We start from the raw sequence: 12,242 nt of genomic DNA on the forward strand, positions 1-12,242 counted from the left end.
GGCTAGGATGGCCCCATGGACGAAGACGCGCTGGCCGAGGAGCTGCGGCGATCGATCGGGGAGCTGGTCCGGGCGGTGCGGGCCGTGGACACCATGCCTCCCGGTGAGGCCGCCATCCTCGGATTCCTCGACCGCGACGGCCCCTTGACGACGGCCGACCTCGCCCGGCTGCGCGGCGTCACACACCAGTCGGCCGCCAAGTCCGTCAAGGACCTCTCCGCCGACGGCCTGGTCCACAGCGAGCGGCACCCCGACGACGGCCGCAAGTTCCTGCTGCGCCTCACCGACGCCGGCCGCTCCCGCCTCCGGCGGGAACGCGCCCTCCGCGCGGGAGCCCTCGGCGCCGCCCTCCGCGAGACCTTCGACCCCGACGAGAGACGGCGACTGAGCGAGTCGGTGGCCCTGCTGTCCCGCCTGACGGCCCACCTCACGGGACACTGACGGGGCGGGGCGGGGCGGGTCGAGGCGGTCGGTCGGCCCGTCGGCGCCGCGAGTTCCGCGTCGGCTCGCTCGGTGACCAGGGTGAGGACGCGCCCGGCGGCGGCCAGGAAGTGATGTTGCCCCTCGCCTGTCACGGCCACTAAGGTCGCTCGGGTGACTGCCGGGTCGGCCATGGGCCACGTACGAGTGAGGTTCCCGGCCTCGGCGTGAGCGCGAGGCGGGCGAGAGCCCCGCCCCCCTTCTCCGCGTCCGAGTTCCCGGCGCCCCCGTGCGGCGCCTCGTTCCAGCGGTATCCCAGACCGGAGACACATCCCTGATGTCCACTGACCAGCAGTACCCGCTCGCCCCCGAACCGCCGACGACCGGCGTGCAGTTGAACCACACCGCCGTCTACGCGCACGACCGGAACCTGTCCGCCGAGTTCCTCGCCGCGGTCCTGGGCCTGGAGGCCGGCGCCCCGTTCGGGCCGTTCCTGCCCGTCGACCTCGGCAACGGCGTGACGCTCGACTTCTACGAGAAGAGGGACGAGCCGGTCCAGTCGCAGCACTACGCCTTCCTCGTCCCTGACGAGCGGTTCGACGCCGTCCTCGCCCGTCTGGAGACGCTCGGGGTCACCTACTACGCCGACCCCGGTCACACCGAACCCGGCCGCATCAACCGGCTGTTCGGGGGGCGCGGCGCCTATTTCGACGACCCGGACGGCCACAACATGGAGGTCATGACCCGGCCTTACGCCCGTCCTCGGTAAGGGTCACGACCAGGCGGGCGTCGCGGGACGAAGCGGTGACGAGGGTCAGCGGCGGAGCAGATCGGTGGAGACGGTCCACAGACGCTCGGCGGCGGTGGGGTCGAGTGCCCACTCCTTGACACCGTGCGGGTGGCGTGCGAGGTCGGCGTCGTCCGGCACGGTGTAGGCCTCTCGCGCGTCGTCGAGGTAGTGGCCGCCGGAGCGGGCGAACTCGGGGGCGGCGGCCGCGACGATCGTGGTCGCCGCCCCCTGCTCAACCGTCTTGTAGGTGAAGACTCCGGCGGCCTCGGCCGCGTCGAGCGACGCCTTCTGCTCCGGTGTGAAGTTCCGCTGCAACCCCGTCGCGACGCCGCCGGGGTTCACCGCGTTGGCGACGATGCCGTCGCACGCCCACAGGCGGGTCGCCTCGACCGCGAAGAGGGAGTTCGCCGTCTTCGACTGCGCGTAGGCGATCTGCGGGTGGTAGCCGCGGCGTTCGAAGTGGAGGTCGTCGAAGTCGATGCCGGACCGCATGTGCGCCGTCGAACTGACCGCGACGATCCGTGCCCCGTCGCGGTCGGCCGCTCCCCGGGCCAGGGCGTGGTGCAGTCCGGTGGCCAGGGCGAAGTGGCCGAGGTGATTCGTCGCGAACTGCAACTCCCAGCCCTCAGAGGTCCGTTCGAGGCCACCGGTGACCACGCCGGCGTTGTTGACGAGCAGGTGGAGCGGGCCGCTCCACGCGTCGACGAACCGGGTGACGGTGCCCCTGTCGGCGAGGTCGAGCCGGGCGACGCGCGGACGGACCCGGCCGGTCGCCGTCCCGATCCTCTCGGCGACGGTGTCACCCGCGGCCGTGTTCCGGACGGCGAGTGTCACGTCCGCCCCGGCGGCGGTCAGCGCACGGGCCGTCTCGATGCCGAGTCCTGAGGAAGCTCCCGTGACGATCGCGCGGACACCGGTGAGGTCGATGTCCTCCAGCACCTCGTCCGCCGTGCTGGAGGAGGTGAAGGGCGTGGAGATGAGCCGGCGAGTGTCCATGCCGCCACTATACGAACTAGACGGGAATTGTATAGCGCGGCTGGTGCTCGTATGCTCGACCCATGAACGCTCCCGCTGCCGGCCGCCCGACCTCGACCGGTGCTGACGCCGACCGTCGGACCACGGTCCTGGAGTCCGCGATGGCCACGTTCGCGCGGTTCGGCTACCGGAAGACGTCGATGGAGGAGGTGGCGCGGGCGGCGCGCATCTCCCGCCCCGGGCTCTACTTCCTCTTCTCCTCGAAGGAGGCCCTGTTCCGCGCCGCGGTCACCCAGGCCCTGGACCGCGACATCACCGCGGTCGAACAGGTCCTGGCCGACAGCGGCCGCCCCCTGCCGGAGCGTCTCGTCGAAGCGTTCGACCAGTGGGCGGGCCGCTACATCGGTGGGCCGCTGGCGCACGATGTCGCGACGGTCGTCGCGGACAACCCCGACGTCCTCGGAGACATCGTCGAGACCGCACCGCGACGCTTCGAGCAGCTGATCACGGAGGCGGTCGCCGCCGAGTCGGGACCAGAGGCGGCCCTCCCGGTCGCCCAGACACTGATCAGCGCATCGATCGGCCTCAAGCACCAGGTCGCGTCGCGGGAGTCATACCTCGAACGTCTGGCCGTCGCCGTCGGTCTGCTGGTGCGCTGAAGCGCTCCCCGCTGTCAGGGTCCCGGCCGTGCGTGTGGTCAGGTCCTCGTCCGTGATGGTACGGGTCACCCGGCAAGGTGTTCCGACCGCGATGGACATCGGCGGAATGTCGCGGCTGACGACGCTGCCGGCGCCGATGACCGACCCGTAGCCGATACGGACGCCGGGCAGTACCACGGCGTTGCTCCCGATCCACACCTTGTCCTCGATCACGATCGGTTCCGAGAACCCCCCGAAGTCGACGCGCCGGGAAGGGTGCACCGGATGCCCCGTCGTGGTCAGGGTCACGCTGGGGGCGATCATCACTCCGTTGCCTATGCTTATCCGCACGTCGTCGACGAACGTCAGGTTCACGTTGCCGAAGAAGTCGTCGCCGATGTGGACGTTGCTGCCGAACCCGGCGTGGAACGGCGGCAGGAGCACGGTCCGTTCGCCGACCGAGCCGAAGATCGCGGTGAGGAGCGACCGGCGCTTCTCCGTCTCGCCCGGCGGGGTGTGGTTGTACTCGAAGATCTGCTCCGTCCGACGCAGAGGGGCCTGGAAGGCCGCTTCCGACTCGGTGTAGACGAGCCCCTCGGCGATCCGGGCCAGAACTCTTTCCTCGTGACTGTCCGTCACAGTGAGCCGCTCCTTCCGCTCCACTGCCCGGGACGAGCGGACCCGTCCCGGCCGACCGCGCGGCTGTCCGCGCGTCAGCCCCTGACGATACGTACCGGGCGCCCGGCAGCCGACGGCCTCGGCCCGCGACCGTCCGTCTGTCCGGCCGGGATGTGATCAAACGGAAGTGCCTGACCCCTCCCGGCCGCGGTACGGTCACGTCATGCCACCACCTGCCCCAGCCCGAGCTCTCGTGACGGCGGACGATCTCGCCCTCGCCGTACGCCTCGTGGTGGAGGTCCTCCGCCAGGCACCCCCGGCCGCGTGGGAGGCCAAGGCCGGTTCGCTGGAGTGGGACTGCTGGGAGACGGTGGAGCACCTCGGCGACGACTTCTTCGCCTACGCCGTGCAACTGGGCCCCGCGGTACCGCCCTTGGACGGCGAGGTGCCCTTCGTCTGGGAGAGCCGGCGGCCGGGCGGCCCGGCGAACGCCGTCCACGCGGACCGCGGGGCGGGCCCCGCCGGTCTGTTGCAGGTCCTGGAGGCGAGTGGTGCGCTGCTGGTCGCCATGGTGCGCACGTCCCCGCCGGAGACCCGCGCCCACCACGTCTTCGGGGCCTCGGACCCCGAGGGCTTCGCCGCCATGGGGATCGTGGAGGCCCTGGTGCACACGCACGACCTGGCGCGCGGGCTCGGACTGGCCTGGGACCCGCCCGCCGGACTGTGCTCGCGCGTGCTCGACCGGCTGTTCCCCGACGTGCCCTCCACCACCGACCCCTGGCCCACCTTGCTGTGGGCCACCGGACGCGCCGAACTCCCTGGCCACCCACGCCTTTCGACATGGCGCTGGGACGGCGCGCCCCGGCCTCGTACCTGACGTGCCGCGGCGGGTCTCGCCCGCCGCAGCGGAGCTGCTACTCGTCGATTGCGGATCCGAATCCCGCGTCGGCCGTCGGTGCTCCGAGACGTGCCCCGTCGTAGGTCCACGAGCCGCGGGCGACGAGACCCGACGACGAAGCGGGCAGGACCCAGACGAAGCCGTCGCCGGTGTTCTCGCCCGGCGCCGCAGCCAGCAGGCCGAAGAGACCGTCCTTGTCGGCGTCGATCAGCCGGACCTGCCCGCCCCAGCGGTCGGACTTCTCCGCCGTGCCGGGGATGTCGGCGAGCTGCTGGTCGAAGCTCCGCACCCCGGTGTCGCTGAACCCGGTCCGGTCGCCGCGCAGCACCCACACGGCGCCCGCGTCGGGCACGGTGCCGATGTCCTCGCCGGGCGCGCCCACGGCGAGGTCCGGGTGGCCGTCGCCGTCGGTGTCCCCGGCCGACAGTTCGGCGCCCCACTGGTCACCCGCTTCCGCGGTCCCGGGGACGCCGGGGGAGTCCTGGGTCCAGTACTGCGCCGGCTCGGGCTCGAGTCCGGACAGGTCGCCGCGGCCGAGATAGAGGGTGATGCCGCCGCCGGTCGGTGCGCCGGCCGCGGTGTCGCCGATGACGAGGTCGTCCTGGCCCGTGCCGTCCCAGTCGCCGGAGACGACGGCCGGGCCACCCGGGAACGTGCCCCCGTCGCCGAGACCGGCGACGTCCGGTGCGCCGTGCAGGACGTGCACCGTGCCGGCACCCGGCTGCTCGTCGGTGGTGACACCGGAGACGGCCAGGTCGGCCCAGGAGTCCTCGTTGTAGTTGCCGTGGGTGAGGCTGCGGAACTCGAAGCCGCTGCCCGCCGGTGCGAAGTCGCTCGCCCGCACGCGGTGCTCCGACAGTGTCGGGCGCCGTGCCGCCAGGCCGGGCGTGAGAGTGAAGAACAGCAGGGCGTCGTCCTCCAGTACGGCGACGGAGTCCCGCGGGTCGGCGTCCGGGTCCGCCGGATCGGGGGCGAAGTACCGGGCCGCTTCGACGGCCCGCCCGAAGTGGGCGTCCGCGCGCGGGTCGCCGTCCTCCAGCCAGGTGCTGTCGGAGCCGTGCAGGCCGGTCGGCGAGCCCCAGAAGACGACGGCACCGCCCGCGTCGGGCAGTCCGGCGAGGTCTTCGCCCGGGATGCCGACGACCGCGTCGTCGTACCCGTCGTTGTCCAGGTCCCCGGAGGCGACGGCCCCGCCGAAGCGGTCGCCGGTTTCGGCACCACCGGGTACGCCGGAGAGGTTCTGGTGCAGCACGCTCTTCTTCGTCGTGCTCAGACCGCCGGACGAGCTGTACTGCACGGTGACGTAACCGGCGCCCGGGGCACCGTTCACCGTGGCGCCGGGGGCGCCGGTCAGCACGTCGTCGAAACCGTTGCCGTCGTAGTCACAGTTGCGCTGCTGCCATCCGATGGACGGAAAGGGCACGGCGGCCGGGGCCGCGGGCGCGGCGGGGGCTGCGACGACCGCGCCGCCCGCGAGGGCGAGGAGTGCGGTGGCCGTGACGGCCGCTTGTCTGAGGTGATGCACGGGAGGACCTCCCTGGTCTCCGAGTGCCCACGGCCGCCCGCCGTCCTCGGCGGGCGCGGCCCGTGCCGCGCTCACCGAGTAGACATCCGTACGCCGTCGAAGGTTGTACGTGCCCGGTGTGGAGTCCCGCCCAAGCGTCAAGGGAGGCCGCCCTGCCGGGCTCAGCCCCTGTTCAGGGCCGTGAGCACATGATGCAACTCATCGGGCAGCACAGCGACGAGAAGGGCGCCCTCGGCAGAGTGGCACTCGACGATCCTGGACCCACCGTTGATCCGGAGCGCCTCACGCCATGACGGCGACCGCACGCCGACCTTCCGCAGGCCCTCGGGGAGGGACACTCCCGCCCCGGCTCTGGTCCGTGGCTCCCAGCCCATTCCAGAGGGGCGGGCCGGGTTCACCATGCCCCGAGGGCCGGTGACGTGCCGGCGGCGCGACCAAGGGAACCAGCCGGTCTGAGAGAGCTTCGCGGCGGCTCAACTCGCCGTGGCGGTCGTGGGGGTGGTGCCGGCACCACTCGTGATTCGGGGTCTGGGCCACCTGTTTCACCGGCGACCGGGGAGGAGAGTTGGTCCCGTCACCACGCGTCCCGGTCACGGCCGGACACCGATCACGGAGCGAGGAAGCATGATGGCCAGTCACACACGGCGGAAACTACTCAAGGGCGCCGCGGTCGCGGCAGCGGGCAGTGTGGTGGGGAGCGGCCTCGGGCCCGGCTTCTTCACTGCCGCGGCGCAGACGACTCCCGAAGCCCCGTGGAGCTGCGAGACGGGGGCCACCCCGTTCCTGGAAGGGGCCTTCGCGCCGGTCACCGAGGAGCTGACCGCCTTCGACCTCCACGTCATCGGCCGCATCCCGCGCGACCTGGACGGCCGCTACCTGCGCAACGGCCCGAACGCGCTGGGCGTCGAGGACGTCCGTGCGCACCACTGGATGATCGGTGACGGAATGGTGCACGGGGTCCGGCTGCGCGGCGGGCGCGCGGAGTGGTACCGCAACCGCTGGGTGCGGTCCTCGCAGGTGACCGCGAAGCTGGGGGAGACCTACCCGGGCCCGGTGCCGCCGGACGACTTCGCGTGCAACACGCACGTGATCCCGTACAAGGGCCGCGTTCTGGCGATGCAGGAGGGCGGGCCACTGCCGTACGAGCTGGACGGCGAACTGGGCACCGTGCGCCCGTTCGACTTCCGCTCCACGCTCGAGGGCCCCCTTGCCGCGCACACCAAGTACGACCAGGCGGCCGACGAACTGCACGCGATCGCGTACTACCCCACCTGGGACCATGTGCGTCACATCGTGATCGATGGGACCGGCAGGGCGAGGCCCGCGACGCGGATCCCCGTCGCGGACGCGCCGATGATGCACGACTTCGCGCTCACCGAGAAGTACGTCGTGATCGTGGACGTTCCGATCACCTTCGACGGTGCCGCCGCGGAGGCCGGCGCGATCGTGCCGTACGTGTGGAACGACAGGCATCCCATGCGCATAGGGCTGCTGCCGCGCACCGGTGGAACCACGCGCTGGTTCGAGATCGATCCCGTGTACTACTCGCACACCCTCAACGCCTACGACCACGGCGACACCGTCGTGTTGGAGTACATCGGTTTCCCCGCGCCGTTCCACGCCGCCGGGCGCGGCATGGGCGGGCCCTCCGCGACCGGGTCCCCCACACTCGACCGATGGACGATCGACCTGCGCGCCGACCGAGTCCGTTCCACTCGGCTGGACGACCGGCCGCAGGAGTTCCCCCGCATCAACGAGTCCCTGGTCTCGCGACGGCACCGCTATGCCTACACCGCGAGCGCGGCGGAGATGTGGCGCGCCTACGAGGCCGTGGACGGGGCGTGCCCGGACGAGAAGCTCGGCAACTACCTGGTGAAGCACGACATGCTGCGGAGCCGCAGGCAGTTCCACCGGTTCCCCGGGGGCGCGGCGGTCAGCGAGCCGGTGTTCGTCCCGCGGCGCGGAGCGCGGGACGAGGACGACGGTTACGTCCTGGCGTACGTGAACGACCCCGACCGTGGCGCGACCGACCTGGTGATCCTGTCGGCCCAGGACTTCGACGGTCACCCGCTGGCGCGCGTTCAGCTGCCCGGCCGGGTTCCGCTGGGATTCCACGGCAGCTGGATCGCGGACGCCTGAGCCCCGGGAGGCCACACGCCCCCGGCGCCAGGCGCCCCTCTCCCGCCTCACCATCCCGTACGGACGCCGCTGCCGAGGGCGACCTCAGCGGCGCCGGATCCCGGCCCGGGCGCCGGGGGCGAGCGTGGGCTCGGTCAGGGGCGCGTCGCCGAGCGCCCGGTCGACGGCCGACAGCAGGTCGTCGGACAGCGTGACGCCGGAGGCGGCGGCATTGGCGTGGACCTGCTCGGGGCGGGAGGCGCCGGTGATGGCGGAGGCGACCTCGCCGCGGCGCAGGACCCAGGCGAGTGCCAGGGTGGGCAGGCTCATCCCGGCCTGCTCGGCGATCGGGACGAGGCGCTGGACCGCTTCGAGGGTGGCGTCGCTGTAGACCAGGTCCTTCGAGACCCCCATGTCGGCGGAGGCGAAGCGGCTGCCTTCGGGGACGGGCTGTCCGGGCTTGTACTTGCCGGTCAGCACGCCCTGGGCGAGCGGGGACCACACGATCTGGGAAATGCCGTTGGCGGCGCACAGGCCGAAGACCTCGGCCTCGGGGGCCTGCCACAGCATCGAGTACTGCGGCTGGGAGGAGACGAACAGTTCGGGTCCGGCGATGTCGATGCCGGCCTGGATCTGTTCGGGCGTCCACTCGCTGAAGCCGATGTAGCGCGCCTTGCCCTGCTCGACGACCTTCTGGAACGCCTCGACGGTGTCCTCGACCGGCACGGACGGGTCGAAGCGGTGCGCCTGGTACAGATCGACGTGATCGGTCCTGAGGCGGGTGAGGGAGGCATCGATCTGCTTGGCGATCTGGGCCGGGGACAGGCCCTGGTCGGCCGGGTCGTCCGACATCGGGAAGTAGACCTTGGTGGCCAGGATGTAGGAGTCGCGGCGGTGGGCCGAGAGGATCTCACCCCAGGCCGTCTCTGCGGCGCCCTGTCCGTAGACGTTGGCGGTGTCGAAGAAGTTGATGCCCGCCTCGAAAGCCGCCTCGGTGCAGGCGCGGGTCCGGTCGGCTTCGATGCCGCCCGAGTAGGTGAGCCAGGACCCCAGGGAGATCTCCGAAACCTCGAGGTCCGAGCTGCCGAGCTTGCGGTGGCGCATGATCACTCCTGGTGTCAGTGGGTCGCTTCTCAGGGAGGGAGCAGCAGGTCAGCGGCGGAGTGCGGTTGATCGAAGGACAAGGCCGGGGAGGTGCCGCCGGCCGGGGCGACGGCTGTTCCCGAGCGGCGAGGTCGTCGGTGCGGTCCACACCCTCCGGAGCAAGGATCACGTCGGCGGCGGACGATCGCTACTCAGGCAGGAGACCGGCGGCTCCAGGCAGCGAAGTCAGGGTGTGTCGCAGGTCGGCGTCGGCGGTCAGGGGATCTTCTTGATCACCGTCGCCGGTACCCCAGCGACGACGCTCCGGGCGGGAACGTCACGGGTCACGACGGCGCCGGCGGCGACCACGGCGTCGGCGCCGATGGTCACCCCCTGAAGGATCATGGCGGACGCCCCGATCCAGACGTTGCGTTCGACCCGGATCGGGGCCGAGGTGATCCCGGTGCGTCGCCGTGCCGGGTCCAGCGGGTGCCCGGAGGTGATCAGACTGACGTTCGGGCCGAGCATCACGTCGTCGGCGATCTCGATGCCGCCGATGTCGTTGAAGCGGCAGCCCTGGTTCACGAAGACGTTGCGGCCCACCCGGATGTTCACACCGTGGTCGCTGTAGACGGGCGGGATCAGGTGGAAGGTCTCGTCCACCGCCTGCCCGGTGAGCTCGCTCCACCGCTCACGAATCTCCTCCTGCTGGGCGTAGGCGAGCGTGTTGATCCGCTCGGTCATGCCGATCGCCCGCTGCACCCTCTGCACGAAGCCCATGTCGTCCTCCCTGTGCCAACCATCCCGTGACCACTCCGAGTGAACCAACGCCCTGACCTCCCGGCAAACAACCTCCAAGGCGCTGGCTACAACCTCTGGTTGTATCGAAGGAGGTCCGAGCATCAGTCCACGACCCGCACTTGATACGGTGCAGTCCATGTCGTAGCCGACGTACGGTGGCCGCCTCGGCGGCGCGCGCGGACAGAGCCGGGCCCACTCGACCGTGGCCGGCGGCAACGACGTCCCTGACGACTCCGACCTGGGTAAGGAGCACGGCAGTGCCCCTGGTTTCCGTGGTGATGCCGGTACACAACTCGGCTGCCACTCTTGGCGCGTCGGTGCGCTCCGTACTCGCGCAGACCCACACGGACGTGGAGCTGCTGATCACCGACGACGCGTCCACCGACAACTCGATGGACCTGCTGCAGGACTTGGCGCGCCAGGACGAGCGAGTGCGCCCGCAGGCGGCGCCCGAACAGGGCGGCGCGGCCAAGGCCCGCAACCTCGCCCTGGCACGGGCGCGGGGGGAGTACGTGGGGTTCCTGGACAGCGACGACATGTGGCTCCCGGAAAAGCTGGAGCGACAGCTGGCGTTCGCCGCCGAAGGTGACGCTCCGCTGACGTTCACCTCCTACTACAAGGTCGCGGGCGACTTCACGGGCGAGGCCCGCGACTTCACACCGAACGGGCGCGTGGTCGCGGCAAGGGAACGTGTGACGTACAAGGACATGCTGGTGCAGGACCACATCGGCGCCCTGACCGCCATGTACGACCGGACGGTGCTGGGCACGAGGCTGATGCCGGACATGCCGAAGCGGCAGGACTACGCGCTGTGGCTGTCGATCATGAGGGACGGGCACCCCGCCCGAGGGCTGCGGGAACCGCTGGCGGTCTACCGCGCCGGCCGGGCCGGGTCGCTGTCCTCGAACAAGCTGTCGCTGGTGGAGCACAACTGGAGGCTGTACCGGGAGCACGAACGCCTCTCGGTGCCGCGGTCCACGCTGGCGCTGTCCGGGGCGGTGTGGCACTCACTGCGCAAGTCCCGGATCTAGACCTGCCGAGTGGGTGGCCCCCGGGATCGGAGCCCGCCCCGCCTAGTAGCTGTCGTAGCTCGGCTTGCCGTTGGGCCGGTACACGCCGACGACGGTCCCGCCCGGCGTCGTCGTGACGCTGACCGGCTCCAGCGCGGTGGGGACCGCACCGTCGGCGAACAGCCGCTTGCCGATGCCGATGATCACCGGATGGATGGTCAGCCGGTACTCGTCGACGAGGTCGTGCCGCATGAGGGTCTGGGCCAGGTCGCCGCTGCCGACGACGTTGATGTCGCCGCCGTCGGTCGTCTTCAGCTTGCGCACGGCATCGACGACGTCGCCCTCCAGCAGGGCGGAGTTCTGCCAGTCGACGGACGTCAGGGTCCGGGACGCCACGTACTTGTCCATGCTGTTCATGCGGTGCGTGAACGGGTTTTCCGGATCGGCGGTCGGCCAGTACGACGCGAAGATCTCGTACGTCTTGCGGCCGAGCAGCATCGCGTCGCAGTCCTGGTACCAACCGGCGATGGCGGTGCCGACCTCGTCGTCGTCCACCGGCTTCTGCCAGCCGCCGTGCCGGAAACCGCTCTCGGCGTCCTCGTCCGGACCGCCCGGCGCCTGCATGACGCCGTCCAGCGTCAGGAAGGTGCAAACAATGACCTTGCGCATGGTGCGCTCCCTTCGTCGAGAGGTAAGACCGCGCGACCACCTGAAACTCATCGGCGGAAACCGGGTCGCTCCCGCCGCCCGCGCGTCCGGGTACTCTCTCGGGGTGACGCAGCACCGTGTTCCCGAGGAGCGGCGGCCCGCCAACGAGGGGCGCAAGGCCACCGCCCGCAACCGGGCGGCTCTGGTCGCCGCCGCACGGGCGGTCTACTCGGAGTACGGCCTGGACGCCCCGCTCTCCGCCATCGCGCGTCGCGCCGGGGTCGGCCAGGGAGTTCTGTACCGGCACTTTCCCGACCGGGAGGCCGTGGCGACCGCGGTGCTGGAGGAGAACGTCCGGCAGGTGGAGCGGACAGCCGCGGCGCAGGACACGGACCTGCCTCGCGTGCTCGGCGTCCTGACCTGGCATCTGACGGAGTCGGCGGCGTTCATCGGCATCCTGCACGCCGACGGGGCCGGCAGTCCCTCCAGCGTCCCCTCGTACGCGCACGACCTGTCCGAGCGGGTCGAGCGTGCCCTGCGGGCCCATCTGCCGGACGGCCACCGGCTGGCCTCGGCGGACGGCGACCTCATGATCGCCGTAGCCATGGTCTCCGGCGCCGTCACCGGCCCCACCCGCGAACAGCGGGAACGCCGGGCACGGGCGGCATGGCGGCTGCTCGGCGTCGAGGTGGGGCCGGTGCACCCCTTCGAGGAGTGA

At 71.3% G+C, this 12,242-nt stretch carries 13 protein-coding genes; 7 read left to right on the forward strand and 6 right to left on the reverse strand.

What is annotated here, in order from left to right:
* Positions 1–15 precede the first annotated feature (15 nt).
* Both ACZ6IM_RS31710 and ACZ6IM_RS31715 read left to right on the forward strand, forming a co-directional pair.
* Positions 16–441 (forward strand): MarR family winged helix-turn-helix transcriptional regulator, encoded by a 426-nt coding sequence (locus ACZ6IM_RS31710; protein WP_052841007.1) that lies wholly within the window; start codon positions 16–18, stop codon positions 439–441.
* A 316-nt stretch (positions 442–757) separates the two neighbouring features.
* Entirely contained in the window at positions 758–1,189 is a 432-nt protein-coding gene (locus ACZ6IM_RS31715) for a VOC family protein (RefSeq protein WP_052841006.1), read from the forward strand.
* A gap of 45 nt (positions 1,190–1,234) precedes the next feature.
* On the opposite strand, the gene ACZ6IM_RS31720 is transcribed toward ACZ6IM_RS31715, so the two are convergent.
* Complete coding sequence (locus tag ACZ6IM_RS31720) at positions 1,235–2,206, reverse strand: SDR family NAD(P)-dependent oxidoreductase (protein WP_052841005.1); 972 nt, start codon at positions 2,204–2,206, stop codon at positions 1,235–1,237.
* Positions 2,207–2,268: 62 nt separating this feature from the next.
* Between ACZ6IM_RS31720 and ACZ6IM_RS31725 the strand changes: the two genes are divergently transcribed.
* Entirely contained in the window at positions 2,269–2,844 is a 576-nt protein-coding gene (locus tag ACZ6IM_RS31725) for a TetR/AcrR family transcriptional regulator (protein ID WP_469561235.1), read from the forward strand.
* Here the strand turns inward: ACZ6IM_RS31725 and ACZ6IM_RS31730 are convergent.
* A complete protein-coding gene (locus tag ACZ6IM_RS31730) occupies positions 2,797–3,462 on the reverse strand; it encodes a sugar O-acetyltransferase (RefSeq protein WP_469561238.1) in 666 nt (221 codons plus the stop codon). The genes ACZ6IM_RS31725 and ACZ6IM_RS31730 overlap by 48 nt on opposite strands.
* Before the next feature lie 202 nt (positions 3,463–3,664).
* Here ACZ6IM_RS31730 and ACZ6IM_RS31735 point away from each other — a divergent pair, with 202 nt between their 5' ends.
* Complete coding sequence (locus ACZ6IM_RS31735; RefSeq protein ID WP_052841002.1) at positions 3,665–4,318, forward strand: maleylpyruvate isomerase N-terminal domain-containing protein; 654 nt, start codon at positions 3,665–3,667, stop codon at positions 4,316–4,318.
* Between the two features lie 37 nt (positions 4,319–4,355).
* On the opposite strand, the gene ACZ6IM_RS31740 is transcribed toward ACZ6IM_RS31735, so the two are convergent.
* The gene (locus tag ACZ6IM_RS31740) at positions 4,356–5,864 is read right to left on the reverse strand and encodes an FG-GAP repeat protein (protein ID WP_052841001.1); all 1,509 of its coding nucleotides are present in this window, start codon (positions 5,862–5,864) and stop codon (positions 4,356–4,358) included.
* A 627-nt stretch (positions 5,865–6,491) separates the two neighbouring features.
* Here ACZ6IM_RS31740 and ACZ6IM_RS31745 point away from each other — a divergent pair.
* On the forward strand, positions 6,492–8,003 hold the full coding sequence (locus ACZ6IM_RS31745; protein ID WP_052841000.1) for a carotenoid oxygenase family protein: 1,512 nt from the start codon (positions 6,492–6,494) through the stop codon (positions 8,001–8,003).
* A gap of 84 nt (positions 8,004–8,087) precedes the next feature.
* On the opposite strand, the gene ACZ6IM_RS31750 is transcribed toward ACZ6IM_RS31745, so the two are convergent.
* Together ACZ6IM_RS31750 and ACZ6IM_RS31755 are read right to left on the reverse strand one after the other, a co-directional pair.
* Complete coding sequence (locus ACZ6IM_RS31750) at positions 8,088–9,086, reverse strand: aldo/keto reductase family protein (protein WP_469561242.1); 999 nt, start codon at positions 9,084–9,086, stop codon at positions 8,088–8,090.
* A gap of 255 nt (positions 9,087–9,341) precedes the next feature.
* Positions 9,342–9,845, reverse strand: coding sequence for a DapH/DapD/GlmU-related protein (locus ACZ6IM_RS31755; RefSeq protein WP_052840998.1), 504 nt, complete (start codon positions 9,843–9,845; stop codon positions 9,342–9,344).
* A 278-nt stretch (positions 9,846–10,123) separates the two neighbouring features.
* Here ACZ6IM_RS31755 and ACZ6IM_RS31760 point away from each other — a divergent pair, with 278 nt between their 5' ends.
* A complete protein-coding gene (locus tag ACZ6IM_RS31760) occupies positions 10,124–10,897 on the forward strand; it encodes a glycosyltransferase family 2 protein (protein WP_469561246.1) in 774 nt (257 codons plus the stop codon).
* A gap of 42 nt (positions 10,898–10,939) precedes the next feature.
* Here the strand turns inward: ACZ6IM_RS31760 and ACZ6IM_RS31765 are convergent, their stop codons facing one another.
* Complete coding sequence (locus tag ACZ6IM_RS31765; RefSeq protein WP_052840996.1) at positions 10,940–11,545, reverse strand: dihydrofolate reductase family protein; 606 nt, start codon at positions 11,543–11,545, stop codon at positions 10,940–10,942.
* Positions 11,546–11,648: 103 nt separating this feature from the next.
* Between ACZ6IM_RS31765 and ACZ6IM_RS31770 the strand changes: the two genes are divergently transcribed.
* Positions 11,649–12,242, forward strand: a complete 594-nt coding sequence (locus tag ACZ6IM_RS31770; protein ID WP_052840995.1) for a helix-turn-helix domain-containing protein — start codon at positions 11,649–11,651, stop codon at positions 12,240–12,242.

This window comes from Streptomyces sp. NPDC042336, from assembly GCF_055581985.1.

Bases quoted from the DNA above. Each gene is read 5' to 3' on its own strand.
- ACZ6IM_RS31710 (WP_052841007.1), top strand. From the start codon at position 16: ATGGACGAAGACGCGCTGGCCGAGGAGCTGCGGCGATCGATCGGGGAG.
- ACZ6IM_RS31715 (WP_052841006.1), top strand. From the start codon at position 758: ATGTCCACTGACCAGCAGTACCCGCTCGCCCCCGAACCGCCGACGACC.
- ACZ6IM_RS31720 (WP_052841005.1), bottom strand. From the start codon at position 2,206: ATGGACACTCGCCGGCTCATCTCCACGCCCTTCACCTCCTCCAGCACG.
- ACZ6IM_RS31725 (WP_469561235.1), top strand. From the start codon at position 2,269: ATGAACGCTCCCGCTGCCGGCCGCCCGACCTCGACCGGTGCTGACGCC.
- ACZ6IM_RS31735 (WP_052841002.1), top strand. From the start codon at position 3,665: ATGCCACCACCTGCCCCAGCCCGAGCTCTCGTGACGGCGGACGATCTC.
- ACZ6IM_RS31745 (WP_052841000.1), top strand. From the start codon at position 6,492: ATGGCCAGTCACACACGGCGGAAACTACTCAAGGGCGCCGCGGTCGCG.
- ACZ6IM_RS31750 (WP_469561242.1), bottom strand. From the start codon at position 9,086: ATGCGCCACCGCAAGCTCGGCAGCTCGGACCTCGAGGTTTCGGAGATC.
- ACZ6IM_RS31755 (WP_052840998.1), bottom strand. From the start codon at position 9,845: ATGGGCTTCGTGCAGAGGGTGCAGCGGGCGATCGGCATGACCGAGCGG.
- ACZ6IM_RS31765 (WP_052840996.1), bottom strand. From the start codon at position 11,545: ATGCGCAAGGTCATTGTTTGCACCTTCCTGACGCTGGACGGCGTCATG.